The 24,242-nt window shown below is 73.3% G+C and carries 24 protein-coding genes; 9 read left to right on the top strand and 15 right to left on the bottom strand.

The genetic code is table 11. From position 1 onward, the window contains the following. Positions 1-12: 12 nt before the first annotated feature. The 5 genes from ACF07N_RS12160 to ACF07N_RS12140 form a co-directional block, all read right to left on the bottom strand. Positions 13-1,848, bottom strand: a complete 1,836-nt coding sequence (locus ACF07N_RS12160; RefSeq protein WP_392111390.1) for a lasso peptide isopeptide bond-forming cyclase — start codon at positions 1,846-1,848, stop codon at positions 13-15. A gap of 110 nt (positions 1,849-1,958) precedes the next feature. Next, a complete protein-coding gene (locus ACF07N_RS12155; protein ID WP_383322644.1) occupies positions 1,959-2,072 on the bottom strand; it encodes a keywimysin-related RiPP in 114 nt (37 codons plus the stop codon). Between the two features lie 115 nt (positions 2,073-2,187). Then, a complete protein-coding gene (locus ACF07N_RS12150) occupies positions 2,188-3,516 on the bottom strand; it encodes a GH1 family beta-glucosidase (protein WP_392111387.1) in 1,329 nt (442 codons plus the stop codon). A 58-nt stretch (positions 3,517-3,574) separates the two neighbouring features. Beyond that, positions 3,575-3,841, bottom strand: a complete 267-nt coding sequence (locus tag ACF07N_RS12145) for a protealysin inhibitor emfourin (protein ID WP_383322650.1) — start codon at positions 3,839-3,841, stop codon at positions 3,575-3,577. 20 nt (positions 3,842-3,861) lie between these two features. Next, positions 3,862-4,923, bottom strand: a complete 1,062-nt coding sequence (locus tag ACF07N_RS12140; protein WP_383322653.1) for a M4 family metallopeptidase — start codon at positions 4,921-4,923, stop codon at positions 3,862-3,864. Positions 4,924-5,246: 323 nt separating this feature from the next. Between ACF07N_RS12140 and leuA the strand changes: the two genes are divergently transcribed. From leuA to ACF07N_RS12120, 4 genes are all read left to right on the top strand, one after another. Further along, on the top strand, positions 5,247-6,968 hold the full coding sequence (gene leuA / locus ACF07N_RS12135) for a 2-isopropylmalate synthase (protein WP_392111384.1): 1,722 nt from the start codon (positions 5,247-5,249) through the stop codon (positions 6,966-6,968). 186 nt (positions 6,969-7,154) lie between these two features. Beyond that, a complete protein-coding gene (locus tag ACF07N_RS12130) occupies positions 7,155-7,853 on the top strand; it encodes a TerB family tellurite resistance protein (RefSeq protein ID WP_383322659.1) in 699 nt (232 codons plus the stop codon). A gap of 37 nt (positions 7,854-7,890) precedes the next feature. Next, the gene (locus tag ACF07N_RS12125; protein ID WP_392111381.1) at positions 7,891-8,595 is read left to right on the top strand and encodes a LuxR C-terminal-related transcriptional regulator; all 705 of its coding nucleotides are present in this window, start codon (positions 7,891-7,893) and stop codon (positions 8,593-8,595) included. Then, complete coding sequence (locus ACF07N_RS12120) at positions 8,592-9,779, top strand: exo-alpha-sialidase (protein ID WP_392111378.1); 1,188 nt, start codon at positions 8,592-8,594, stop codon at positions 9,777-9,779. The genes ACF07N_RS12125 and ACF07N_RS12120 overlap by 4 nt, the downstream gene beginning before the upstream one ends. Here the strand turns inward: ACF07N_RS12120 and ACF07N_RS12115 are convergent. The 5 genes from ACF07N_RS12115 to ACF07N_RS12095 are packed head-to-tail and all read right to left on the bottom strand — an operon-like array spanning position 9,776 to position 16,316. Further along, on the bottom strand, positions 9,776-10,708 hold the full coding sequence (locus ACF07N_RS12115) for a dihydrodipicolinate synthase family protein (protein ID WP_392111375.1): 933 nt from the start codon (positions 10,706-10,708) through the stop codon (positions 9,776-9,778). The two genes, ACF07N_RS12120 and ACF07N_RS12115, sit on opposite strands and share 4 nt — an antisense overlap. Then, on the bottom strand, positions 10,705-11,748 hold the full coding sequence (locus ACF07N_RS12110; protein WP_392111372.1) for an oligopeptide/dipeptide ABC transporter ATP-binding protein: 1,044 nt from the start codon (positions 11,746-11,748) through the stop codon (positions 10,705-10,707). Before ACF07N_RS12110 ends, ACF07N_RS12115 begins: the two co-directional genes overlap by 4 nt. Beyond that, a complete protein-coding gene (locus ACF07N_RS12105) occupies positions 11,745-13,721 on the bottom strand; it encodes a dipeptide/oligopeptide/nickel ABC transporter permease/ATP-binding protein (protein ID WP_392111369.1) in 1,977 nt (658 codons plus the stop codon). The genes ACF07N_RS12110 and ACF07N_RS12105 overlap by 4 nt, the downstream gene beginning before the upstream one ends. After that, complete coding sequence (locus ACF07N_RS12100; RefSeq protein WP_383322684.1) at positions 13,718-14,680, bottom strand: ABC transporter permease; 963 nt, start codon at positions 14,678-14,680, stop codon at positions 13,718-13,720. The genes ACF07N_RS12105 and ACF07N_RS12100 overlap by 4 nt, the downstream gene beginning before the upstream one ends. Before the next feature lie 4 nt (positions 14,681-14,684). Continuing rightward, on the bottom strand, positions 14,685-16,316 hold the full coding sequence (locus ACF07N_RS12095) for an ABC transporter substrate-binding protein (protein ID WP_392111365.1): 1,632 nt from the start codon (positions 16,314-16,316) through the stop codon (positions 14,685-14,687). Between the two features lie 254 nt (positions 16,317-16,570). Here ACF07N_RS12095 and ACF07N_RS12090 point away from each other — a divergent pair, with 254 nt between their 5' ends. Continuing rightward, entirely contained in the window at positions 16,571-17,305 is a 735-nt protein-coding gene (locus ACF07N_RS12090; RefSeq protein WP_392111362.1) for a FadR/GntR family transcriptional regulator, read from the top strand. Positions 17,306-17,339: 34 nt separating this feature from the next. Continuing rightward, complete coding sequence (locus ACF07N_RS12085) at positions 17,340-17,789, top strand: protein phosphatase (protein WP_392111359.1); 450 nt, start codon at positions 17,340-17,342, stop codon at positions 17,787-17,789. 2 nt (positions 17,790-17,791) lie between these two features. Here ACF07N_RS12085 and ACF07N_RS12080 read toward each other — a convergent pair whose 3' ends face one another. Both ACF07N_RS12080 and ACF07N_RS12075 read right to left on the bottom strand, forming a co-directional pair. Continuing rightward, entirely contained in the window at positions 17,792-19,273 is a 1,482-nt protein-coding gene (locus ACF07N_RS12080) for an alpha/beta hydrolase (RefSeq protein ID WP_392111356.1), read from the bottom strand. 76 nt (positions 19,274-19,349) lie between these two features. Then, positions 19,350-19,742 carry a GNAT family N-acetyltransferase gene (locus tag ACF07N_RS12075; RefSeq protein ID WP_392112384.1) on the bottom strand — a complete coding sequence of 131 codons (393 nt, stop codon included), beginning with the start codon at positions 19,740-19,742 and terminating at the stop codon, positions 19,350-19,352. A gap of 427 nt (positions 19,743-20,169) precedes the next feature. On the opposite strand from ACF07N_RS12075, the gene ACF07N_RS12070 reads away from it, so the two are divergent. The 3 genes from ACF07N_RS12070 to ACF07N_RS12060 are packed head-to-tail and all read left to right on the top strand — an operon-like array spanning position 20,170 to position 22,026. Next, positions 20,170-20,385: a hypothetical protein gene (locus tag ACF07N_RS12070; protein ID WP_311686753.1), complete on the top strand. Its 216-nt coding sequence runs from the start codon at positions 20,170-20,172 to the stop codon at positions 20,383-20,385. A gap of 26 nt (positions 20,386-20,411) precedes the next feature. Continuing rightward, positions 20,412-21,158 carry a DNA repair protein RecO gene (recO, locus tag ACF07N_RS12065; protein ID WP_383322700.1) on the top strand — a complete coding sequence of 249 codons (747 nt, stop codon included), beginning with the start codon at positions 20,412-20,414 and terminating at the stop codon, positions 21,156-21,158. Positions 21,159-21,192: 34 nt separating this feature from the next. After that, positions 21,193-22,026, top strand: coding sequence for an isoprenyl transferase (locus ACF07N_RS12060; RefSeq protein ID WP_383322703.1), 834 nt, complete (start codon positions 21,193-21,195; stop codon positions 22,024-22,026). Between the two features lie 68 nt (positions 22,027-22,094). Here the strand turns inward: ACF07N_RS12060 and ACF07N_RS12055 are convergent, their stop codons facing one another. The 3 genes from ACF07N_RS12055 to ACF07N_RS12045 are packed head-to-tail and all read right to left on the bottom strand — an operon-like array spanning position 22,095 to position 24,242. Beyond that, positions 22,095-22,514, bottom strand: a complete 420-nt coding sequence (locus ACF07N_RS12055; protein WP_383322706.1) for a Fur family transcriptional regulator — start codon at positions 22,512-22,514, stop codon at positions 22,095-22,097. A gap of 58 nt (positions 22,515-22,572) precedes the next feature. Next, positions 22,573-23,475 carry a metal ABC transporter permease gene (locus ACF07N_RS12050; protein WP_392111351.1) on the bottom strand — a complete coding sequence of 301 codons (903 nt, stop codon included), beginning with the start codon at positions 23,473-23,475 and terminating at the stop codon, positions 22,573-22,575. Continuing rightward, positions 23,475-24,242, bottom strand: a complete 768-nt coding sequence (locus ACF07N_RS12045; RefSeq protein ID WP_383583837.1) for a metal ABC transporter ATP-binding protein — start codon at positions 24,240-24,242, stop codon at positions 23,475-23,477. The genes ACF07N_RS12050 and ACF07N_RS12045 overlap by 1 nt, the downstream gene beginning before the upstream one ends.

Raw genomic sequence — 24,242 nt, 5'->3', positions numbered from 1 at the left:
GCCCTCTCCTTCTCAGCCCGGAACGGCGGTGGGGACGTCCTCCAGCGTCCGCAGCCACATCTCGCACACGACGGTCTGGTACAGCGCGTCGAACGGCAGCGTCGGAGGCAGCGGCCCGCCGCACGTCTCCCGCAGCCGAGCCGCGTCGATCAGGCCCAGCCGGGCCAGCCGGGAGTCCTCGCACAGGGCCAGCAGTTCGGCCCGCTGCTCCCGCATCCCGGCCTCGGCCTCGTAGGAGCCCTCGTCCTTGGTGTGGCGGGTCAGGCTCTCCTCGGGGACGACGCCGCGCATCGCCTCGACGATGAGCGGCTTGTACCGCCAGGGGGTGATGCGGTCCTGCGGGCGCACGGCGAGGCCCGCCTCGACGACGCGGTCGTCGTAGTAGGGGGCGGCGAAGGTGAGCCCGGTGCGGCCGGCCATCCGGCTCACCTGCCGGACCATGCGGGAGTTGTTCCCGAGGGCCTCCAGTTCGATGTGCTGCCCGCGGCTGCCGGCCAGGGGCTCGGCGGTGCGCGCCGCGGTGCGGATCAGCGCCCGTACGGCCTCGACGGCGTCCGGAGTGGCCCAGGGGGGAAGCCGCGGCGGTGTCCCCCAGTCCAGCGCGGGCGCCTCCAGCGGGGGTGGCGGGGCGGTGAGCGAGTCGCCGGCGCGGGCGAGCCACTCCCCGTAGGAGCTGGTGTCCCACAACTGCCGGAGCGTCTCCCGGTACGGCCACGGGCCCTGGGCGGCGAAACCGCGCAGTCGCTGCCACGCGGTCCGGGGGTGGGTGCGCATCAGCGTGTGCAGATGCGCCGGCGAGCCGGCGAGCAGTTCGTCCCCGCCGAAGCCCGTCAGGTGCATGCGGGAGCCCGCCGCCGCGGCCAGCCGCGGGACGGCCAGGCAGCGGCCGGGGTGCATCATCGCCGGGCACGGCTCGTCGAAGCGCTCGGACACGGTCCGCACGCCCTCGTAGACCATCGGCAGCCGGTCCCCGGCGATGACGTGGTGCGTGACGCCGCTGAGCGCGGCGACCGTCCGGCGCGCCCAGGCCACGTCGTCGCACAGCGGGTCGAGACCGTCGGCGGTGTAGGCGAGCACCCGCGCCGGGCCGCGGGCCGCCAGGGCGCACACCGAGGTCGAGTCCAGCCCGCCCAGATCGCAGCTCACCACGTCCCGGCCCCGGATCCGCACCTCCACCGCGGCCGACAGCGCGTCCCGCAGCGCCGCCGCGCCCTCGGCCATCGGCACCACCGGTGCCGGCGGCCGCCACCACGCCACGGGCTGTCCCCGGCCGTCGGCGTCGAGCGCCAGGTACTGGCCGATGCCCAGGGCGCTCACACCGCGCCACACCGGCTCGCCGGCCAGCGGATGGGGCGCGCACGGATTGAGCAGCCGGGCCGCCAGCCGTTGTGCGTCGACCTCCGCGTGCAGCAGGCCGGCCAGCACGTCGGCCCGGTCCGCGGCCACCGTGACGCCGCCGATCCTCGCGTGGAACACCCGCCGGAAGCCGGTGACACTGCCCTGGACCCGCACCCGCCCGGCGACCGAGGCGAGCAGGTGGGCGCTGCCCGCCATGCCGCGGGCCAGGCCGTCCAGGCCGGTGAGCGCCCGGGTCCGGCCGGCCGCCACGGTGAGCCGCCCGGCGCCCAGGGCGTGTTCCCCGACGACCGCGATCCGCACCGGGCCCGCCTCGCCGGCGGTGAGGGTGCCCGGTGCCCAGCGGCCCAGCAGCCAGGGACGTCCGGACGGGTGGGCGAGCTCCTGGAGCCTCCGGGCGCGCAGGGCGCCGGCCACGGGGGCGGCCGAGGCGCAGTCCGGGAGAGCGACGAAGAAGTCCGGCTCCTCGCCGGATTCAGGAAACGCGGCCATGCCGGCCCCTTCGCGTACGACGAGCCACGGGGTCCGTCAGGGACAGGGGCGGCAGGACGCGCGTCCTGCCGCCGTCGGGGAGTTCCCGTGCCGGTGGCACGGCCGGCGGATCAGAAGAACCTCCTCCGGAAGAACCAGTACCTCTCCGGTCCGGCCCGGAAGCCCAGACCGGTCTTGCGGAAGGAGCCGACCGCGGTCAGCGTCGGACGCTCGTAGGTGCGCATCGCGTTGCACCTCCTCGATCAAGCGCGGTGCTCGGTGGTTCCTCTCAGAATAGGACGGTATGCACCAAATGCCCAGATAAAACTGGGTTGTTACCGCTTCAATCATTAGGGGTGCTCAGCGCTGATCGCGTGCGCCCTGCGCGCGCAGCACCTCCTGGAACCACGCGTAGGAGGCCTTGGGCGTCCGCTCCAGCGTCTCGAAGTCGACGTGGACCAGACCGAAGCGGCGGGCGTAGCCCTCCGCCCACTCGAAGTTGTCCAGCAGCGACCAGACGAAGTAGCCGCGTACGTCGACTCCCGCCTGAAGCGCCCGGTGCAGGGCCCGGAGGTGGCCGTCCAGGTACGCGATGCGGTCCTGGTCGTCCACGCCCGGGTACGAGCAGCCGTTCTCGGTGATGACGACCGGCGGCAGGCGGTCGCCGTAGCGGTCGCGGAAGGACGTGAGGAGCTCGGTGAGGCCCTCCGGTACGACGGGCCAGCCGAAGTCGGTCACCGGGTGGCCCTCGATCTCCCGCACGGAGAAGGGGAGTTCGGCCGGCATGGTGACCCCGCCGAACTCGATCCGCGTGCCCTGCGGCGCGCCCACCCGGGTCGGGGCGTAGTAGTTGACGCCGTACCAGTCGAGCGGCTCGGCGATGACCTTCAGGTCGGCCTCGACGTCCCCGGGCAGCAGCGCCTCGATGCCGTCCGGGTAGCGGCCCAGCAGCAGCGGATCGGCGAACAGGCGGTTCAGCAGCAGGTCGTAGAAGTCCGCCGCCTCCACGTCCGCCGCCTCCGCCGAGGCGGCCCAGGTGGGGCCGTGCGAGTTGGCGACGCCGATGTCCGCGGCGCCCGCCGCGCGCAGGGCGCGGACGGCCAGGCCGTGGGCGAGCAGCTGGTGGTGGGCGACCGGCAGCGCGTCGAACAGCAGCCGCCTGCCCGGCGCGTGCACGCCCAGGGCGTGCCCCAGCAGGGTGTGCTCGGCGGGCTCGTTCAAGGTGATCCACCGGGGCACGCGGTCGCCGAGCCGGCCGGCGACCAGCGCGACGTGGTCGGCGAAGCGCGCGGCCGTGTCGCGGTCGAGCCAGTCCAGGTCCGCCGGCAGGTCCCAGTGGAACAGCGTCGGCACCGGGCGCACGCCCGCCGCGCACAGCTCGTCGACCAGCCGGTCGTAGAAGTCCAGGCCGCCCTCGGAGCGCACCCGCGGCCAGGACACCGAGAAGCGGTAGGCGTTCACACCCAGGTCGGCCAGGAGCGCCACGTCCTCGCGGTGGCGGTGGTAGTGGTCGCAGGCCACCGCCGCCGTCGAGCCGTCCTTGACCCGCCCCGGCTCGGCCGTGAAGGCGTCCCACACCGAGGGTTCGCGCAGCTCGGCCGCGCCCTCGATCTGGTGCGCCGAGGTCGACACGCCCCACAGGAAGCCGGGCGGGAAGCGGGGGATCGGGGTGCCTGCGTCAGTCGCCATGCGCCGGATCATCCGTACCGGGGGTAACGGAAGTCAACGGCCGCGCGGGCACCGGCCGTTACGCCCCCTCCTTCAACACCCGCGAGATCAGCCTGCGTTGCTCGTCGGTCAGCCGTGGATCGGCCGCGTACACGGTCCGGCCGTCCACGGTGATCCGGTAGGCGAACCCGTCCGGGACCCCGATCGGCGGCGTGGTCCGGCCGCCGGCGAGCGCCCGTTCGGCCAGCGCGTGCCACTCGGCGGCGTCGGAGCGCCCGGCGGTGTCCACCTCGGCGTGCCGCTCGATGCCCGCGAAACCGCCCGTGCGCCTCACCTGAATCCGCATGGCACCTGTCTAGTACGGAACTACAGGGTCCGCACCCCGACCCGCTCCCAGGCCTTCGCCACCGCGTCGAGTTCCTCGCCGTCGCCGAAGCGCTCCCGGGCGGCCTTGACGGTGAGCGTGGCGAAGTCGACGAAGAGGGCCTGCTCCTTCAGCTCCCCGCCGGTCAGCACGTCGTACCAGACCTGTCCCGCGCGCTCCCAGGCGTGGCCGCCCAGGGCCGTCGCCGCGAGGTAGAAGGCGTGGTTGGGAATGCCCGAGTTGATGTGGACGCCGCCGTTGTCGCGGCCGGTGCGGACGAAGTCGTCCATGGTCGCGGGCTGCGGGTCCTTGCCGAGCACGTCGTCGTCGTACGCCGTGCCCGGCTCCTTCATCGAGCGCAGGGCCTTGCCGGTCACCCTCGGGGCGAGCAGCCCGGCGCCGATCAGCCAGTCGGCCTCCGCCGCGGTCTGGCCGAGCGTGTACTGCTTGATGAGCGCGCCGAAGACGTCCGACAGGGACTCGTTGAGCGCGCCGGGCTGGCCGAAGTACGTGAGGTTGGCCGTGTACTGCGTGACGCCGTGGGCGAGTTCGTGGCCGATGACGTCGATCGGGATGGTGAAGTCGAGGAAGATCTCGCCGTCCCCGTCGCCGAAGACCATCTGCTCGCCGTTCCAGAAGGCGTTGCTGTAGTCGCGGTCGTAGTGCACGGTCGCGTTCAGCGGCAGGCCGTTGCCGTCGATCGAGTCGCGCCCGAAGGCACGCAGGAACAGGTCGAAGGTCGCGCCGAGTCCGGCGTAGGCCCGGTTGACGGTGGCGTCCTTGCCGGGGGCGTCGCCCTCGCCGCGGACCTTGTGGCCGGGCAGGCCGGTGCCGTGCCGGGCGTCGTGGACGGTGCGCCGCGGCCTGCCGTCGGCGGACGAGGGGACGGCGGCGGCGCCGAGGACGGTGGTCAGGCGGCGCTGGGTGCGCTCGAAGGCGTCGCGCTGCAGAGTGCGGCGGGCGGGTCCGGCGAGCGCGGGGTCCTCGGCCTGGGCGAGCCTGTCGAGGACGTGGGGCGGGACGATGGTGCAGAAGACGGGCTCGAAGCCCCCGTGGGTCGTCATAACCGGCACCCTTGCACTGCGTGACGAGACTGTCACCGGTCGCCACCATGATTGGTGAAATACCGGGACAACGAAGCTCACTCTCCGTGGCGAAGTGGTATAGCGCACTTTTTGTCCCGTTTGGGTGGCGGGTCCCGCATACTGATACGACCCCACGCGCAGAGGAGGGGCTCGGCTAGCATGCTGCGCATCATGCGTTTCGGGCTGCTTCTCCTTAGCTGCCGCGGCGAGGGCCTGTAGTCGAGGCCGACTCCCTCCCCGCGGAGCTTGGTGCTGCGTCGTCGGCCGTCCTTCCGGACACCCTCTGAGGAGCCCACAGCATCATGGCCAACCGCCAGCAGCCCAGTTCCATGCCGATCCACAAGTACGGCCGCTACGACCAGGTCGACATCCCGGACCGCACCTGGCCGGAGAAGCGCATCACCACCGCCCCCCGCTGGCTCTCCACCGACCTGCGCGACGGCAACCAGGCCCTGATCGATCCCATGTCGCCGGCCCGCAAGCGGGCCATGTTCGACCTGCTGGTCAAGATGGGCTACAAGGAGATCGAGGTCGGCTTCCCGGCCTCCGGCCAGACCGACTTCGACTTCGTGCGCTCCATCATCGAGGAGCCGGGGGCCATCCCCGACGACGTCACCATCTCCGTACTGACCCAGGCCCGCGAGGACCTGATCGAGCGCACGGTGGAGTCCCTGAAGGGCGCCAAGCGGGCGACGGTCCACCTCTACAACGCCACCGCGCCGGTCTTCCGCCGGGTCGTCTTCCGCGGCTCCCGGGACGACATCAAGCAGATCGCCGTCGACGGCACCCGCCTGGTCATGGAGTACGCCGAGAAGCTGCTGGGTCCCGAGACCGAGTTCGGCTACCAGTACAGCCCCGAGATCTTCACGGACACCGAGCTGGACTTCGCGCTGGAGGTCTGCGAGGCGGTCATGGACGTCTGGCAGCCCGGCCCGGGCCGCGAGATCATCCTCAACCTGCCCGCGACCGTCGAGCGTTCCACGCCCTCCACGCACGCCGACCGCTTCGAGTGGATGGGCCGCAACCTCTCCCGCCGCGAGCACGTCTGCCTGTCGATCCACCCGCACAACGACCGCGGCACCGCCGTCGCCGCCGCCGAGCTGGCCCTGATGGCCGGCGCCGACCGCGTCGAGGGCTGCCTGTTCGGCCAGGGCGAGCGCACCGGCAACGTCGACCTGGTCACCCTGGGCATGAACCTCTTCTCCCAGGGCGTCGACCCGCAGATCGACTTCTCCGACATCGACGAGATCCGTCGCACGTGGGAGTACTGCAACCAGATGGAGGTCCACCCGCGCCACCCGTACGTGGGCGACCTGGTCTACACGTCCTTCTCCGGCTCCCACCAGGACGCCATCAAGAAGGGCTTCGACGCCATGGAGGCCGACGCGAAGGCCAAGGGCGTCACCGTCGACGACATCGAGTGGGCCGTGCCGTACCTGCCCATCGACCCCAAGGACGTCGGCCGTTCCTACGAGGCGGTCATCCGGGTCAACTCCCAGTCCGGCAAGGGCGGTATCGCCTACGTCCTGAAGAACGACCACAAGCTCGACCTGCCGCGCCGCATGCAGATCGAGTTCTCGAAGATCATCCAGGCGAAGACCGACGCCGAGGGCGGCGAGGTCACGCCGAAGGACATCTGGGCCGTCTTCCAGGACGAGTACCTGCCCAACCCCGAGAACCCCTGGGGCCGGATCCAGGTCAAGAACAACCAGTCGACCACCGACACCGACGGCGTGGACACGCTGCAGGTGGAGGCCACGGTCGACGGGCAGGACACGGTCCTCACCGGCTCCGGCAACGGCCCCATCTCGGCGTTCTTCGACGCCCTGCAGTCCATCGGCATCGACGTGCGCCTGCTGGACTACCAGGAGCACACGATGAGCGAGGGCGCCTCCGCGCAGGCCGCCTCCTACATCGAATGCGCCATCGACGGCAAGGTCCTGTGGGGGATCGGAATCGACGCGAACACGACCCGCGCCTCGCTGAAGGCCGTCGTCTCGGCCGTCAACCGCGCGACGCGCTGACCAGCCTCGCAGGCGGTTTGCGGGCTCCGTCCGCCGATGTCCGGCGGGCGGAGCCCCGTCACATACCGGCCAATTGCTGTGAGGGTCACGGAAAGGTCTCCTCCGGGGTGCTGACTCCTCCTCGCGGATGTGGCTAACATCACGCAAGCGCGGCGACGTTGCCGTGCGGCGTGACGGAGGTGCGACGTGCTGCCAGGACGGGGACGAAACGGCCGTGCCGCCGGGCTTGCCCGCTTCCTGGGCACCCGTACCGCGTGGACGGCCGCCGGTGACGGGGAGTTCTTCTGCCCCGGCTGCGGCGGTGACCGCAACTACCAGCGGCTGACCGGACAGCGCCGCTTCACCCTGCTCGGCGTGCCCGTGCTGCCGCGCGGCGAGACCGGGCCGGTCGTGGAGTGCGCCGCCTGCCGCCGCCACTTCGGCACCGACGTCCTCGACCACCCGACCACCACGCGCTTCTCCGCGATGCTCCGCGACGCCGTGCACACCGTCGCCCTCGCGGTCCTGGCCGCGGGCGGCGCCGGTTCCCGTACGGCACTGGAGTCCGCCGTGCTCGCCGTGCGCGCGGCCGGCTTCGACGACTGCACCGAGGAGCAGCTGGCCGCGCTCGTGGAGGCGCTGGAGGCCGACACCGGCCGCATCGCCGGCGAACCCTGCGGCGCCGGGCTGGCCATAGAGCTCCACGAGGCCCTCGACCCGCTCACCCCGCACCTGGCCACGGTCGGCCGCGAATCGATCCTGCTGCAGGGCGCGCGCATCGCGCTGGCGGACGGGCCGTACACCCCGGCCGAGCGGGACGTCCTCGCGACCGTCGGAGCGGCGCTCACGATCTGCTCCGACGACGTGACCCGCCTGCTCGCGGCGGCGGCCCGCACGCCGTCGTAGCACCGGCGGCCCGTACGCCGCCGGGTGGGGCGTCGCCGTGCCGTTCTGCGGGGTCGACGCGCGCTTCTGCCGCCAGTACGCCGCCTCCATCGTGGAGCGCGCCGGACGGGCCGAACGCACCCGCGAGGAGGAGGCCCGGCGGCGCCTCGCCGAGGGGCGGCTGCGGATCGCCCGGGACCTGCACGACCTGCTCGCCCACAGCATCACCGTCATCGGCGTGCGGACCGCCGTCGCCGCCCACGACCCGGGGGACGCGCGCGGTCCGCTGCCCGGCCCGGACGGGCTGCCCGGCCTCGCCGACGCGGCGCGGTTCGCCGGTGCCCGGGTCGAGCGGACCGTACGGATACGGCACGCGCCGCCCGCCGTCGGCGCCGCCGCCCACCGCATGGTCCAGGAGGCCCCCACCAACGCCGTACGGCACGCCGGGCCCGGACCGGGCGCCCGGGTGTCGCTGCTGTCGCCGGGGCCGACCACACGGCTGATCGAGCGGTTCCTGCGCAGCCCCTCGGCACCGGCGGCCGGCGGGCCCGAGTGCCTGTCCGAGCGCGAGCGGGAGGTGCTCGCACCGGTCGCGCGGGGCCGCAACTACACCGAGGCGGCCGAGGTGCTGGGCCTCAGCCCCCTCACCGTGAAGACCCACGTCAGCCGCATCATGGGCAAGCTGGGGGCGCGGGACAGGGCGCAGCTGGTCATCGTCGCCCACGAGTCGGGGACGGTGAGACCGGGGACATCCGGGGGATGAGACTCCTCACCCGCACCCTCGTGGCCACCTCGGCCGTCCTGGTCCCTCTCACCGCCGCCGTCCCCGGCGCCTCGGCCGCTCCCGGCTGCGCGTCCTCCGTCCCGTACGTCTCGGGCGAGGGCGGTTACGCCGCGTACCGCATCCCCGCCGCCGTCACCACGCCCCGGGGCACCGTCCTCGCCTTCGCCGAGGGCAGGCGCGGCGGGGCGGGCGACAGCGGCGACATCGACGTCGTCCTCAGACGCTCGGCCGACGGCGGCTGCACCTGGGGACCGCTCACGGTCGTCGCCGCCGGGGACGGCGACACCCGCGGCAACCCGGCACCCGTCCTCGACCCGCGCAGCGGCGCCGTCGTCCTGCTCACCTCCTACAACGGCGGGGACGTGACGGAGGCGCAGATCATGCGCGGCGAGGTCATGCCCGGGCAGAGCCGCCGCGTCTTCGTGCAGCGCAGCCGGGACGACGGCCGCCGCTTCACCGAGCCCCGCGAGATCACCGCCCAGGTGAAGCACCCGTCCTGGCGCTGGTACGCGACCGGCCCCGGCCACGCGCTCGCCCTCACGCGGGGCCCGCACGCGGGCCGCCTGGTCGTCCCCGCCAACCACTCGGCGTCCCCGCCGCCCGGCTCCCCGGACACCGGCCGGGAACCCCGCTACTACGGCGCCCACGCCCTCCTCAGCGACGACGGCGGCCGGACCTGGCGGACCGGTTTCGTCGACGACTCCTACGACGGGACGCACAACGCCAACGAGTCCACCGCCGCCCAACTCCCCGACGGAGCGATCTACTTCAACGCCCGGGACCAGCACGGCACCAGCCCGGGCCACCGCCTCGACAGCACGTCGCGTGACGGCGGCGCGACCCTCGACCGGCCCTACGCCGTGCAGCCGGCCCTGAACGACGTCCCGGCCGTCCAGGGCAGCGTGCTGCAACTGCCCGGTCTGGGCAGGCCGTTGCTGTTCTCCGGTCCGTCCGTCCCCACCGCACGCCGGGACATGGCCGTGTGGCGCAGCACCGACGGCGGCGCCACCTTCACCAAGGCGCTGACGCTCTCCCGGCAGCCCGCGGCCTACTCCGACCTGGTGCCGCTCGGCCGGAAGACGGTGGGGATCCTCTACGAGACCGGCGTCCGGGGGGCCTACGAGACGATCGCGTTCCGGCGCGTCCCGGCCGGTGACCTCTAGAGCAGCCCGGCAGCGGCCAGGTATGCGCCGACCCGCTCCACCTCGCCCGGCGACAGCGGCACCTGCGGCTCGGCCGTCGCCGGGCAGTCGATCACGCCGCGCAGGTGCAGCGCGGCCTTGAAGGCGCCGATCGCGGAGGAGCCCGGGCCCATGCGGGCCGGGTCACCGACGGACACCATGCCGAACAGCGCGCACAGCCGCTCCTGTTCGGCCCGGGCCTCCTCCGGGTCCCCGGCGCGGCACAGGCGGTCCAGGCGGACGTAGCCGTGCGGGTCGACGTTGCCGAGGCCCGGGACCGTGCCGTCCGCACCGAGCGCGAGGGCCGCGTCGACGATCAGCTCGGACCCGGTCAGCACGCTGAAGCCGGTGATGCCCTGATGGTCACGGGCGCCGGTCACCACCTGCCGGAAGGCGGCCAGATCGCCGCTGGAGTCCTTCAGCCCGGCCAGGACGCCGTCGGCGGCCAGCTCCAGCACGACGTCCCCGGGCAGCTTCGTGTGGACGGCGACGGGGATGTCGTAGGCGATGACCGGGACCGGGCTGGCGGCGGCGACCGCGCGGTAGTGGCGGGCGATCTCCGCCGGATGGGTGCGGGCGTAGAACGGGGCGGTGACCACGACCGCGTCCGCGCCCGCCGCCGTCACCGCGGCGACGTGGTCCCGCACCCGGGGCGTGGTCATGTCGATCGCCCCGGCCAGCACCGGAAGCTGCCCGCCGGCGTGGCGGACGACCGCCTCGACGACCAGCCTGCGCTGCGGGTCCGTCAGAAAGGCCGCCTCCGAGGTCGAGCCGAGCACGAACAGGCCGTGCACCCCGCCCTCCACCAGATGGTCGACGAGCCTGAGCAACGAGGGGACGTCCACCTCGCCGTCCGGTGTCAACGGCGTGCACAGGGGCGGGATGACACCGGTCAGCGGGGTGATCGTCATGGGGCCTCCGTCGGTTCGCTCCGGGGGACGAGGTCACGGGTCGACTCGTCCTCCCCGACAGGATGGTGGCAGCGGAAGCGGTGCGCGGGGGCCGACGCGGCCGAGAAGCCCGGCATCCCGTCCGCGCAGACGCCGTCCGCCTTCCAGCAGCGGGTGCGGAACGGGCAGCCGCTCGGCGGGCGGGTCGCCGAGGGCACGGGACCGGACAGCGGGATGGGCTCGATCGGGTCGAGCAGGCCGGGTGTGGCGGAGAACAGGGCGCGGGTGTACGGGTGCCGGGCCCGGTCGGTGACCAGGGCGGCCGGGCACTCCTCGACGATCCGGCCCAGGTACATGGTGATCACCCGGTCGCTCATCCGCCGGACCGTCTGGATGTCGTGCGAGACGAACACCAGGGCCAGGCCCAGGCGTTCCCTCAGATCCAGCAGGAGGTTGAGGATCTGGGCCCGGACCGACACGTCCAGGGCGCTGGTCGGCTCGTCCGCCACGACCAGGTCCGGGTCGAGCGCCAGGGCCCGGGCGATCGCCACGCGCTGGCGCTGCCCGCCCGACAACTGGCCGGGCAGGGCGTCGGCGAGGGCCCGGGGGAGACCGACCAGCGACATCAGCTCCCTCACCCGCTCCTCGCGCCAGGCACGCGTGCCGCGGTCGTGCACGTCCAGCGGGTCGCGCAGGATCCGCCGGACGGGCAGGCGGCGGTTCAGGGCCGTCGACGGGTCCTGGAAGATCATGCCGGTGCCCGCGCCGACGGTCCGGCGGCGCTCGGCGGCCGGCATCGCCCACAGGTCCCGTCCGCGGAACGCGACGGTGCCGCGGGCCGGCCGCTCCACGCCCACCAGCACCTTCGCCAGGGTCGACTTGCCGCAGCCGGACTCGCCGACCACGCCGACCGTCTCGCCGGGCGCGACGGCCAGGTCCGCGCCGGTCAGGGCGTACACCCGGTCCCGGGTGAACACCCCGCCGCTGCGGGCCCTGTGGACGACGTGCGCGTCGGACAGTTCCACCAGGGCACGGCCGGACGCCGTGACCGGCTCGCTCATGACACCGCCTCGGTCTCGGTGGCCGGCAGTTCCACGGCCGGGTGATGGCAGGCCACCGTGTGCGCCGGAGCACCGGCCAGGACGGGGGCCGTGGTCCGGCACACCTCGCTCGCGCGCGGGCACCGGCCGGCGAAGCGGCAGCCCGCCGGGAAGTCGGCCGGGGACGGCACGACACCCCTGATCTGCGTCATGCGCTCCTGCGCCGACTCCAGCGACAGCACGCTGCCGAGCAGTCCGCGCGTGTAGTGGTGGGCCGGGGCCTCCACCAGGTCGGCCGTGACGCCGGTCTCCACGATCTGCCCGCCGTACATCACCGCCACCCGGTCGGTGACGTCCGCGACCAGTGCCAGGTCGTGCGAGACCAGGATCAGCGCGAAGCCCAGCTCCGCGCGCAGCCGCAGCAGCAGCTCCATCACCTGGGCCTGCACGGTGACGTCGAGCGCGGTCGTCGGCTCGTCGGCGACGATCAGCTTCGGCTCGCGCGACAGGGCCATCGCGATCAGGACGCGCTGGCGCTGCCCACCGGACAGTTCGTGCGGGAAGCTGCGCAGGGTGCGCTCGGGGTCCAGGCCGACCAGGGTCAGCAGCTCGGCGGGGGTGCGCCGGCCGCCGCGCCGTACGACCTGCTTGAGCTGGGCGCGGATCGTCATGGCGGGGTTGAGGGAGGACAGCGCGTCCTGGTAGACCATCGCCATCTCGTGGCCGAGGAGCCTGCGGCGGGCGCGCACCGGCTCGGCGAGCAGGTCCCGCTGGTGGAAGCGGACCTGACCGCGCACGCGGGCCTCCCTGGGCTGCAGGCCCATGACCGCCAGCGCGGTCAGCGACTTGCCGCAGCCCGACTCGCCGACCAGGCCGAGCACTTCGCCGGGGTGCACCTCGAAGCTGATGCCGTCGACGATGTCCACGCCGCCGTGCCGCCGGTCGAAGCCGATGGCGAGGTTCTCCACCGCCAGCACCGGCTGCCCGTCCCGGGGGACGTGCCGGGCCCGGGCCCGCAGCCTGCGCGCCGCCTGCGTCAGGCCGGGCAGCGGCGCGACCTCCCCGCCGCCGGGCTCCGGCGCCTGGAGCCGGTCGTCGTCGCCGGGCGCCGTCACCTCCCGGCCCGACGGGGCCGCCCACGCGTCGGAGACGCCCTCGGACAGGATGTTCAGCGACAGCACCGTGACCAGCATCAGCAGCCCCGGGAACACGGTCGCCCACCAGCCGCCGGTCAGCACCATGTTCTTGCCGTCGGCGATGACGCTGCCCCAGGACGGGTCGGGCGGCCGCACGCCCGCCCCGATGAAGGACAGCGACGCCTCGAAGACGATCGCCTCGGCGACCTGGACCGTGCAGAACACCAGCACGGGCGCGGCGCAGTTGACCGCCACGTGCTTCAGCACGATGTGCGGGGTCCGGGCGCCGATGACCCGTTCCGCCGTCACGTAGTCCTCGCCGTACTGGTCCAGGACGTTGGCCCGGACGACCCGGGCCACCGGCGGGGTGAACAGGAAGGCGAGCGCGCAGATCAGCACCGTGATGCCGCCGCCGAACACCGCCACCAGCACGGCGGCCAGCGCGATGCCCGGGAACGCCATCACCACGTCGAGGCAGCGCATCAGCGTCTCGTCGACCGCCTTGCGGGAGGTGGCGGCGACGGCCCCGAGCAGCGCTCCGGCCACCAGGGCGAGCCCGGTCGCGCCGAGCCCGATCGCGAGCGACCAGCGCGCCCCGTACATCAGCCGGCTCAGGATGTCCCGGCCGAGGCTGTCCTGGCCCATCCAGTGCCCGGCGGAGGGGTGCCCGGTGCCGTCCACCGGCGGCTGCTGGTCCAGCGGGTCGTGCGGGGCGAGGAGCGGCGCGAGCAGGGCCATGAGGACGACGACCGCCAGGAAGCACAGGGCGGCCTTCGACAGCGGCGGCAGCCCGCGCCGGCCGCGCCGGCGCACGCCGCTCCGGGACAGGGCCGTGGTGAGTCTCGTGCGGGCCGTCACGTCGTCCCACCCCTCAGGCGCGGATTGACCAGCAGGTACAGGACGTCGATGACGAGGTTCACCACCACGAAGCCGGCCGCCGTGGTCAGCACGACGCCCTGGACGACGGCCGGGTCGCCGTTCTTCACGGCGTCGATCATCAGCTTGCCCATGCCCGGCAGCGAGAAGATCGTCTCGATGACGACGGCGCCGCCCAGCAGGTAGCCGACGCGCAGCCCGAGCACGGTGAGGGGGTTGATCAGGGCGTTCCGCAGCACGTTCCGCCCGACCACCACCCGGGGCGGCAGTCCGCTGCCGATCGCCGTCCGCACGTAGTCCTTGTCCAGTTCCTCCACCACGGCCGTCCGCACGATCCGGGTCAGCTGCGCCGCCACCGGGAGGGAGAGGGCGAGGGCGGGCAGGGTCATGGTCCGCAGCCAGCCGGTGAGGGAGTCGGCCGGGTTGATGTAGCCGCCGGTCGGGAACCAGCCCAGGTCGACCGCCAGGTACTGGATCATCAGCAGCGCGAGCCAGAAGCCGGGAGCGGCGACCCCGGTGAGCGACACGACCCGGATGACCTGGTCGGGCAGCCGGTCCCGGTGGATCGCCGCCGTCACGCCGCCCAGCAGGGCCAGCACGACCGCGATGCCGAGGCCCAGGAAGGTGAGCTGGAGGGTGAGCGGCAGCGCGGTGGCGACCTGGTCGATCACCGGCGCCCGGGTCAGCGCGCTGGTGCCCAGGTCGCCGTGGAGCAGGTCGGCGACGAAGGCGAGGTAGCGCACGGGCAGCGGGTCGAGCAGGCCGTGTTCCTCGCGGAAGTCGTGCAGTTGCCGCGGGGTCGGGTTGGCGCCCTGGAAGAACGCGGAGGCGGGGTCGACGTCCGAGAACCGCATCACCAGGAACACGAACAGCACGATGCCGAGCATCAGCGGCACGAGCAGGGCGAGGCGGCGCAGCAGGATCCGCAGGACGGCCGTCATGCCGCTAGGCCCACTTGGCCCGGAGGAGGTTGATCCCCGGGTAGGGCTGGGCCCTTATGCCGCTGAGCCGCTTCGGGTCCCAGGCCGTCATCAGCTCGTTGTGCACGACCGGGTAGAGGACGGCCTGTTCGGCGACGACGTCGACGTAGTCCTGGACGATCGCCTTCTTCTTCTCCGGGTCTGGTTCCCGGGTCGCCCGGTCCATGTCCTCGAAGAGCTGCCTGGCGACCGGGTGGGAGGCCCACCGGGTGTACTGCATCCACAGGTTCTCGGGGCCGTAGTTGTAGCGCATGATCAGGTCGGCGTCGACGCCGAACTGGTTGGGGTTCGAGGCGGCGGCCACGACCTGGTAGTCCTGCTTCTGGTCCATCTTGGTGAAGACGGCCGTGGTCTCCTGCGGGGAGAGGGTCGTGCGCACGCCGATCGCGTCCCAGGACGCCTTGATGGTGGGCAGGCAGTCGACGATCCAGCTGACGTTCACGGCCAGGACGTCGATGCTCAGGCCCTCGGCCCCGGCCTCCTTCAGCAGCGCCTTCGCCCTGTCCGGGTCGTGGTCGTAGACGGTCTTCGCCCGGCGGTAGGCCGGGTTGCTCTCGTCGAGGAAGGAAGTGGACGGCTTGCCGTGCCCCTTGAGGGCGACCTCGACCATCTTCTCGGTGTCGATGGCGTAGTGCAGGGCCTGGCGCACGCGCACGTCGTCGAAGGGCTTGCGCCGGGTGTTGAACATCAGGAACAGGTTGTTCATCCCGGCCCCGCCGGCGACCGTGAGCCCGCCGCTCTCCAGTTGGCCGATGTTGGCGTAGGGGATGTTGTCGGCGATCTGCGCGCCCGCGCTCGACCCGGAGATCTTCGCGACGCGGGGGGCCGCGTCCACGATCGTCAGCCAGTTCATCTTGCGGAAGGCGGGTCTGCGCGGGCCGTTGTAGGCGTCGAACGCCTCGAAGGCCGTGTTCGACTTGGGATGGTGGGCGGTCTGCCGGTACGGGCCGGAGCCGATCGCCTTGCCCTTGATGGCGTCGTCCCAGCCACCGGGCCGCCCGAACACGTGCCTCGGCATGATCTTGGCGAGCGTCAGCCGGGAGAGCCCGTCCGGGAAGGGGAACCTCAGCACCAGCTCGACCTGCCGCGCGTCGATCCTGCGGACCTCCTTCAGCCAGCTCGCGAAGAAGCCCTTGGCGAGGGTCTGGGTGTCCGGGTCGAGGATGCGGTCGAAGACGAAGACCACGTCGTCGGCGGTGACGGGCCTGCCGTCGTGGAACGTCGCACCGGCCCGCAGCGTGAACCGCCACGCGGTGCCGTCCGGGTCCTTCGGCACCTCGGTCGCCAGGGCCGCGTACGGCTCCCGGGAGATCGGGTCCGTGTCGAGCAGGCCCTCGTAGATGTGGTGGTTGGCGGCCATGCAGAACGCCGAGGCCGTCTGCGTGGGGTCCCAGCTGCCGTCGTTGCCGTAGCCGATCACGGCCGTGAGCGTCCGGTTCGCCCCGCTGCCGCCCTCGCCCGTGTCGTTCGTGGACTCGGGTCCGGAGGAACAGGCCGACAGCGACGCGGAGACGGCGGCGGCCGCGCCCAGCGCGCCGGTGTACTTCAGGAACGACCGGCGGTGCAGCGCCGGCTCGTCGGGGGTCACGTCGCGCACGGGTCCTCCAGCGAGAGGTCTGGGGGGAAGGGGCCGGCCGAGGAGATACGACGTCCTACGTCCTGCGGTCAGCGCGACCATAGGAGGGGCCGTGGGGCCGGTCAAGGGATCGCACACGAATGGCCCATCCGCCACAGGTCGGACCAATGGCGCCGGGAAATGACCGACAACAGAGGTGAATTGACCGCCCGTCAGGCCGGTCGCGGCATCGGGTGCCGCCGGAGGTGGGACGTGGGACGTCCCGGGCGCGTACGATGCGGCGCATGTCCGAGGAGCCCAGGACCAGCCGGATACGGCGCGAGGTCGTCCAGCTCATCCTCGACCGCGGGCTCACCGCCGGCGCGCCCCTGCCCACCGAGACCGAACTGACGCGGACCCTGGGCGTCAGCCGCAACTCCGTCCGCGAGGCCCTCAAGGCCCTCCAGGCCCTCGACATCGTGGAGATCCGGCACGGCCACGGCACCTACGTGGGCCGGGCCTCCCTCACCCCGCTCGTCGACGGCCTCACCTTCCGCACCCTGACCCGCCACGCCGACGGCCCCGGCGCCCTCGCGGAGATCCTCCAGGTCCGCGAAGTGCTGGAGGCGGGCCTGATCCACCGGGTGGCCGCGACCGTCACGGAGGCGGAACTGGACGAGCTGGAGGAGGTGGTGACACGGATGGAGGCCGCCGCCCGCGCCGGGGAGGAGGCCCGCGGTACGGACCGGTCCTTCGCCGACCTCGACCGCGCGTTCCACGAGGCGCTCTACGCCTCCCTGGGCAACGACCTCGTCCCGCAGCTCCTCGCCGCCTTCCGGACGGTCATCCGGCAGGTCTCCGGCGCCGGCGGCCGGTCCCACGACCCCTCGCCCCGGACCACCGCCCGCCGCCACCGGGCCGTCGTCACCGCCCTGCGCGCCCGCGACGCCGAGGGCGCGCAGCGGGCCATGGCCGTGCACTTCCGGGGGGCCGGGGCGCGGACGGCGCGCCGGTCGCGGGGCGTGGGCTGAAAACCGCCGACGCCCCGGCCCCCGAGGGGGAATGATGGCGGGCGTGAGCGATCTGTGGAGCGAGCGGGACGCCGGCGTCCTGCGTCTGCCGTCCGGCCGGTCGGTGCGCGGCCGGGGCCTGCGCCACCCCCTGGACCCCACCGCGCCCCTGCCTTCCTACGGCGTCTACCTGCTGGGCCGCCGGCCGCCCGAGACGCCCTGGCCGTCGGAGTGGGTGCGCTGGCCCGACTTCCGGCTCCCGGCGGACCCGGAGGCCGCCCGCGCGGCCCTGACCGGGGCGTGGGAGCGGGCCGCCGGGGAGCGGGTGGAGATCGCCTGCGGGGGCGGCCGGGGCCGCACGGGCACGGCCCTGGCCTGCGTCGCGGTCCTGGACGGCGTCCCCGCGGTGGAGGCCGTGGCGTACGTCCGCCGGCACTACGACCGGCGGGCGGTGGAGACGCCCTGGCAGCGGCGGTTCGTGCGGCGCTTCGCCCACCCCCGCTGACGTCACCCGCAGTGCAGGTCGGACCCCGGCCGCTTCCCGGTGGCGAGGAAGCGGGAGACGGCCCGGTCGCCGCAGGCGTTGCCGTTGGACAGGTAGGCCTGGTGGCCCGTGGAGTCCACGGTGACCATCACGGCCCGGTCGCCGAGCGCCTCGCGGAGCTTCAGGGCGCCGCTGAGCGGGGTGGCGACGTCCCGCTCGTTCTGCACGAGCAGCACGTTGGACGGCCCGCGGCCGGTGATCCGCACGGCGGGTTCCGCCGGCTCGTACGGCAGGGCGGCACACACCATCGGCCCGCGCGGCATGCCCGCCGTCAGCGGGTACTTCACCCGGCTCTCGTGGACGCCCCGCTGGTAGGCCCCGGGCGACTCCGGCCAGTCGACGTCGTTGCACACCGTGCCCACGCTGACCGCGGCGACGTTCTGCAGCACCGACTCGGGCGGCGACTCGGGCACGGGCGGCACGGTGCCCGCCCGGGCCGCGAGGATCGTCCTGGCCAGCACCGGGTAGTCGTCCGGGTCGTAGAGGTTGGTCAGCATGGTCTGGCGCAGGGCGGTGCCGTCCAGCCGGTCCGGGGTCGCGCCGGGCCAGGGCAGGGGGTCGCGGTCCAGCCGGGCGGCGAGGCGCAGGAAGCCGGAGCGCACCTCGGCGGGGGTGGAGGCCAGCCGGTACGGGTTGCCGGGCCGGGACGCCCACGCGGCGAACACGGGGAAGTTGTCCTCCACGCCCCGCTCGAACGCGGCGAGCCAGCCGCGGGTCACCCGGGTGGGGTCGGGGTCGTCGTTGCTGTCCAGCACGACGCGGTCGGTGCGGTGGGGGAACAACTCCCGGTAGACGGCGCCGACGTACGTGCCGTACGAGACGCCCCACGCGGAGATCCTGGACTCGCCGAGCGCGGCCCGGACGCGGTCGAGGTCCCGGGCCTCGTTGGCGGTGCTGATGTGCCGGATCAGCTCACCGCCGTTGCGGTCGCAGGCCGCGGTGATGCGCCGGGCGGTGGCCATGTTCCGGGCGACGGAGCCGTCCGGGGCGGGCCAGGGCAGGAGCCGGGTCATGCTGAGATCGGCCGGGTCCAGCTTGCAGTCCACGGCGGTGGAGGGCGCCATGCCGCGCGGCGCGAAACCGATGAGGTCGTAGGTGTCGCGCACCTTCTGCGGCAGCTTCTGCCCCTTGCCCGAGGGGTCGGCGAGGCTGTCCCCGCCCGGCCCGCCCGGGATGAGTAACAGCGCGCCGCGGCGGGCGGAGGGCTTCTCGCTCTTGATCCGGGACACGGCGATCTCGATGGTCCGCCCGGCCGGGTCGGAGTAGTCCATCGGGACCTTCACGGTCGTGCACTGCTGCCGGGGGTCGAGGCCGGTGCCCCGGCAGCCGGACCACTTCAGCGGCTCGGGGGTGCCGGCGGAGGCGGTCAGCGGGACGGCGAGGGAGAACAGGACCGCTGAGGCCGCGGCGAGTGTGGCGTGACGCCTGATCTGCTTCTTGTCCATGACCCGATCCTGGCCCGCCGCCGCCCCACCCCCCATCCGGGCAACTCCCGCATTCCGCCGGGGGTTTACCCCAGCCTCAGGCCGGAGGCCGGAGCATGAGGACGTCCGTCGCGTCCTCGCTCTCCACCTGGAAGCCGTGACGTTCGTAGAGGCGGCGGGCCGGGCTGCCCTGCAGGACGTCGAGACGGACGGCCGTCCCGGTGGCGTCCGTCCGGCTCAGCAGCGCGCGCAGCACCGCCGTGCCGAGGCCCCGGCCCTGGACGCCGGGGGCGAGGTAGAAGTGCTCCAGCCAGTGGCCGTCCTCCGCCGGGCGCAGGGCGACGCCGCCCGCGAAGGCGCCCCCCACCAGGACGACCGACGTGTGCTCGGGACGGAAGCCGTCTCGCAGGCGCCGGCGCACCCGGTCCGGGTCGTAGCGCCCCAGCCGCTCCAGATCCGGGCGCATCACCACCGCACGCAGTTCCGCCATCGCCTCCACGTCGGCCGGTTCCGCGGCGCGCAGGGACCAGGCCAGGTCCGCGCGCTGCCCCGGCCCGGAATCGGGTGATCCCCACGTCGTGTGCACGATCCCGATCATGCCCGAACCTCTTGGTGCCGCGCCGCAGTTGTACGGCACAGACCCTTCCCGAGTGTAGGCGCGGAGAGTCACCGGAAGGACGCGAAGAGTGAAACTCCGGAAGGAAGGGGAGGCCGGTGGAGGCACGACACTCGGCGCCCGGCGCCGAAGAAGCGGAGGACGCGGTGAAAGACATGCGGGCAGAACTCGCCGAGGCCGGAACGGCCCGGCCGACACCGGGATTCGCCCCGGCGGATCTCGCGCGGCAGGCTCCCTGTCCGCTGACGGGAACGGCCCGGCGCCGCGTCCGGACCGCCCGCCGGAGCACCGGGGCGGCGCGATGAAGCCCCCCGTCGGCGCCTACGTCGTGGACACCCGCAGCGGACGCATCGGCATCGTCATGGGGCATGAGGGGCCCTACGTGCAGTTGCGGCCGTACGGGGGCGGTAAGGAGTGGGACGCCGACCCCCGCGCCGTCCGGCACGCCACCCCGGCCGAGCGGCTGCGCGCGGCGACCGCGTACGCCAACGCCCGCAGCAGGGGCGAGGTCCCTTGACGCGCTGACCCTGCGAGAATGGCGCCATGAGTCTGTTCCGCGACGACGGCATCGTGCTGCGCACCCAGAAGCTGGGTGAGGCGGACCGGATCATCACGCTGCTCACGCGCGGTCACGGCCGGGTACGCGCCGTGGCCCGGGGCGTGCGCCGGACGAAGTCGAAGTTCGGCGCGCGCCTCGAACCCTTCTCCCACGTCGACGTGCAGTTCTTCGCCAAGGGGAGCGAGCTGGTCGGCCGCGGGCTGCCGCTGTGCACCCAGAGCGAGACCATCGCGCCCTACGGCGGCGGCATCGTCACCGACTACGCCCGGTACACCGCCGGCACGGCCATGCTGGAGACCGCCGAGCGGTTCACCGACCACGAGGGCGAGCCGGCCGTGCAGCAGTACCTGCTGCTCGTCGGCGCGCTGCGTACCCTCGCCCGGGGCGAGCACGCGCCGCACCTCGTGCTCGACGCGTTCCTGCTCCGTTCCCTCGCCGTCAACGGCTACGCCCCCACCTTCAGCGACTGCGCCAAGTGCGGGATGCCCGGCCCCAACCGGTTCTTCTCGGTCGCCTCGGGCGGATCCGTCTGCGTGGACTGCCGCGTGCCCGGCAGCGTCGTACCCTCGCCCCAGGCCCTGGAACTCCTCGGCGCGCTGCTCACGGGAGACTGGGAGACCGCGGACGCGTGCGAGGCGCGCTACGTCCGGGAGGGCAGCGGGCTGGTGTCCGCCTATCTGCACTGGCACATGGAGCGCGGGCTGCGCTCCCTGCGCTACGTCGAGAAGTAACAGCAACCGAGCAAGCCGAGGAGACGAGACACACATGGCCGTACGCGGGATCCTGGGGCGCCAGCGCCGGGAGTACAGGACGCCGGAGCCGCACCCGTCCGGCGCGCGGCCGCCGAAGCTCCCCGGGGAGCTCGTACCGCGGCATGTGGCGATCGTCATGGACGGCAACGGCCGCTGGGCCAAGGACCGCGGCCTGCCGCGCACCGAGGGGCACAAGGTCGGCGCCGAGCGGGTGCTCGACGTGCTCCAGGGCGCCATCGAGATGGGCGTGGGCGCCATCTCCCTGTACGCCTTCTCCACCGAGAACTGGAAGCGCTCGCCCGACGAGGTCCGCTTCCTGATGAACTTCAACCGCGACTTCATCCGCAAGACCCGCGACCAGCTCGACGAACTGGGCGTGCGGGTGCGCTGGGTCGGGCGGATGCCGAAGCTGTGGCGGTCCGTCGCCAAGGAACTCCAGATCGCCCAGGAGCAGACCAAGGGCAACGACCGGCTGACCCTGTACTTCTGCATGAACTACGGCGGCCGGGCCGAGATCGCCGACGCGGCGAAGGCACTCGCGGAGGACGTGCGCAGCGGAAAGCTCGACCCGTCCAAGGTCAACGAGAAGACCTTCGCCAAGTACCTGTACTACCCGGACATGCCGGACGTGGACCTGTTCCTGCGCCCGAGCGGCGAGCAGCGCACCTCCAACTACCTGATCTGGCAGAGCGCCTACGCCGAGATGGTCTTCCAGGACGTGCTGTGGCCGGACTTCGACCGGCGCGACCTGTGGCGGGCCTGCCTGGAGTTCGCCTCCCGCGACCGGCGCTTCGGCGGGGCGATCCCGAACGAGGAGCTGCTGGCCATGGAGGGCAAGCAGGAATAGGCACAGAGGGCGCGGTTCCCGAGAGGGAACCGCGCCTGATCCGGCGGCGTCCGCGGCGGACGGCGCGCTCAGCCGCCGGAGGCGGCGGCGCAGTCGGCGCAGGTGCCGAAGATCTCCACCGTGTGGGCCACGTTGACGTAGCCGTGCTCGGCGGCGATGGCCTCGGCCCACTTCTCCACGGCCGGGCCCTCCACCTCGACGGCCTTGCCGCAGGCGCGGCACACCAGGTGGTGGTGATGGTCGTCGGTGGAGCAGCGGCGGTAGACGGACTCGCCGTCGGCGGTGCGCAGGACGTCGACCTCGCCGGCGTCGGCGAGGGACTGCAGGGTGCGGTAGACCGTGGTGAGCCCGACCGAGTCGCCCTTGTGCTTGAGCATGTCGTGCAGTTCCTGCGCGCTGCGGAACTCGTCGACCTCCTGCAGGGCCGCCGCCACAGCGGCCCGCTGCTTGGTGGCGCGGCCCTTCACGGACGGTCCAGCGGTCGTCACCGTTGCCTCCTCACGTCTGCCTTGCCCGGGCCATTGTGCCAGCCCGGTGTGGGGGCGGTCAGACGCCGACCCCGTCGGCCGGCTCCCGGCTGCCCGGAATCGCGCACTCGGTGGGGTCACCCGCGCTCTGCGCGGCGGCCCGGGCCCGGGCGCGGCGGCGGGCCAGCGGGGCCGCGACCGCCGTCAGCACGAGGAAGGCGCCGATGGTCAGCAGCACGATCGTCGCGCCGGGCGGCACGTCCTGGTAGTACGACGTGACCGTGCCGCCGATCGTCACGCTGATCCCGATGGCGACGGCGACCACGAAGGTCGCGGCGAAGCTGCGGGCGATCTGCTGGGCGGCGGCGACGGGCACCACCATCAGCGCGCTCACCAGGAGCAGGCCGACCACGCGCATCGCCACCGTCACGGTGACCGCCGCGGTGACCGCCGTCAGCAGGTTCAGGGCGCGCACCGGCAGCCCCGTCACCCGCGCGAACTCCTCGTCCTGGCTGACCGCGAACAGCTGCCGGCGCAGGCCCAGGGTGACCAGCACGACGAAGGCGGCCAGCACGCAGATGGCCGTCACGTCCGACTCGGACACCGTCGACAGGGAGCCGAACAGGTAGGAGGTGAGGTTGGCGTTGGAGCCCGTCGGCGCGAGGTTGATGAACATCACACCGCCGGCCATGCCGCCGTAGAAGAGCATCGCGAGGGCGATGTCGCCGCGGGTCTTGCCGTACCAGCGGATCAGCTCCATGAGCACCGCGCCGAGGACGGAGACCAGGGTCGCCATCCACACCGGGGACCAGGTCAGCAGGAAGCCGAGGCCGACACCGGTCATCGCCACGTGGCCGATGCCGTCGCCCATCAGGGCCTGGCGGCGCTGGACCAGGTAGATGCCGACCGCGGGGGCGGTGATGCCGACCAGGACGGCGGCGAGCAGCGCCCGCTGCATGAAGGCGTAGTCGAGGAAGTCCATCAGCTCAGCAGTCCCGTGCGGATCGGTTCGGCGCCCGCCGGTGCGTGCGGGTGTACGTGGTCGTGGCCGGGCAGGGCGTGCTGTCCGACGGCCTTCGGGGGCGGCCCGTCGTGCACGACGCAGCCGTCCCGCAGGACGACCGCCCGGTCTATGAGGGGCTCCAGCGGGCCCAGTTCGTGCAGCACGAGCAGGACCGTCGCGCCCTGGGAGACCTGCTCCCGGAGCGTGTGCGCGAGGACCTCCTGGCTGGCCAGGTCGACGCCCGCCATCGGCTCGTCCATGATCAGCAGTTCGGGTTCGGAGGCGAGGGCGCGGGCGATCAGGACACGCTGGTGCTGGCCGCCGGAGAGGGCCTCGACCGGGTCCTTGGCCCGGTCGGCCATGCCGACGAGGTCCAGGGCGCGCCGGACGGCCGCGTGGTCGGCCTTGCGCAGGACGCCGAAGCGGGCCCGTGACAGGCGGCCGGAGGACACCACCTCGGTCACCGTGGCGGGCACGCCGGACGCGGCCGTGGTGCGCTGCGGGACGTAGCCCACCCGGTGCCAGTCGCGGAACCGCCCGCGGTCCGTGCCGAACAGCCGGATCTCGCCGGCGGCGGTCTGCACCTGGCCGATCACGCTGCGCACGGCCGTCGACTTGCCCGAGCCGTTCGCGCCGAGCAGCGCGACGACCTCACCGCGGCGCACGGTGAGGTCGATGCCGCGCAGCACGGGCCGCGAGCCCAGGTCCGCGCGGACGCCGCGCAGGGATACGACGGGCTCGGTCAT

The organism is Streptomyces sp. NPDC015242 (assembly GCF_043079125.1).
Classification (GTDB): Bacteria; Actinomycetota; Actinomycetes; order Streptomycetales; family Streptomycetaceae; genus Streptomyces.
This window is presented reverse-complemented; position numbering and strand designations above follow the sequence as displayed.

Bases quoted from the DNA above. Each gene is read 5' to 3' on its own strand.
- ACF07N_RS12160 (WP_392111390.1), bottom strand. From the start codon at position 1,848: ATGGCCGCGTTTCCTGAATCCGGCGAGGAGCCGGACTTCTTCGTCGCT.
- ACF07N_RS12155 (WP_383322644.1), bottom strand. From the start codon at position 2,072: ATGCGCACCTACGAGCGTCCGACGCTGACCGCGGTCGGCTCCTTCCGC.
- ACF07N_RS12150 (WP_392111387.1), bottom strand. From the start codon at position 3,516: ATGGCGACTGACGCAGGCACCCCGATCCCCCGCTTCCCGCCCGGCTTC.
- ACF07N_RS12145 (WP_383322650.1), bottom strand. From the start codon at position 3,841: ATGCGGATTCAGGTGAGGCGCACGGGCGGTTTCGCGGGCATCGAGCGG.
- ACF07N_RS12140 (WP_383322653.1), bottom strand. From the start codon at position 4,923: ATGACGACCCACGGGGGCTTCGAGCCCGTCTTCTGCACCATCGTCCCG.
- leuA (WP_392111384.1), top strand. From the start codon at position 5,247: ATGGCCAACCGCCAGCAGCCCAGTTCCATGCCGATCCACAAGTACGGC.
- ACF07N_RS12120 (WP_392111378.1), top strand. From the start codon at position 8,592: ATGAGACTCCTCACCCGCACCCTCGTGGCCACCTCGGCCGTCCTGGTC.
- ACF07N_RS12115 (WP_392111375.1), bottom strand. From the start codon at position 10,708: ATGACGATCACCCCGCTGACCGGTGTCATCCCGCCCCTGTGCACGCCG.
- ACF07N_RS12110 (WP_392111372.1), bottom strand. From the start codon at position 11,748: ATGAGCGAGCCGGTCACGGCGTCCGGCCGTGCCCTGGTGGAACTGTCC.
- ACF07N_RS12100 (WP_383322684.1), bottom strand. From the start codon at position 14,680: ATGACGGCCGTCCTGCGGATCCTGCTGCGCCGCCTCGCCCTGCTCGTG.
- ACF07N_RS12090 (WP_392111362.1), top strand. From the start codon at position 16,571: ATGCGGCGCATGTCCGAGGAGCCCAGGACCAGCCGGATACGGCGCGAG.
- ACF07N_RS12085 (WP_392111359.1), top strand. From the start codon at position 17,340: ATGGCGGGCGTGAGCGATCTGTGGAGCGAGCGGGACGCCGGCGTCCTG.
- ACF07N_RS12080 (WP_392111356.1), bottom strand. From the start codon at position 19,273: ATGGACAAGAAGCAGATCAGGCGTCACGCCACACTCGCCGCGGCCTCA.
- ACF07N_RS12075 (WP_392112384.1), bottom strand. From the start codon at position 19,742: ATGGCGGAACTGCGTGCGGTGGTGATGCGCCCGGATCTGGAGCGGCTG.
- ACF07N_RS12070 (WP_311686753.1), top strand. From the start codon at position 20,170: ATGAAGCCCCCCGTCGGCGCCTACGTCGTGGACACCCGCAGCGGACGC.
- recO (WP_383322700.1), top strand. From the start codon at position 20,412: ATGAGTCTGTTCCGCGACGACGGCATCGTGCTGCGCACCCAGAAGCTG.
- ACF07N_RS12060 (WP_383322703.1), top strand. From the start codon at position 21,193: ATGGCCGTACGCGGGATCCTGGGGCGCCAGCGCCGGGAGTACAGGACG.
- ACF07N_RS12050 (WP_392111351.1), bottom strand. From the start codon at position 23,475: ATGGACTTCCTCGACTACGCCTTCATGCAGCGGGCGCTGCTCGCCGCC.
- ACF07N_RS12045 (WP_383583837.1), bottom strand. From the start codon at position 24,242: ATGACCGAGCCCGTCGTATCCCTGCGCGGCGTCCGCGCGGACCTGGGC.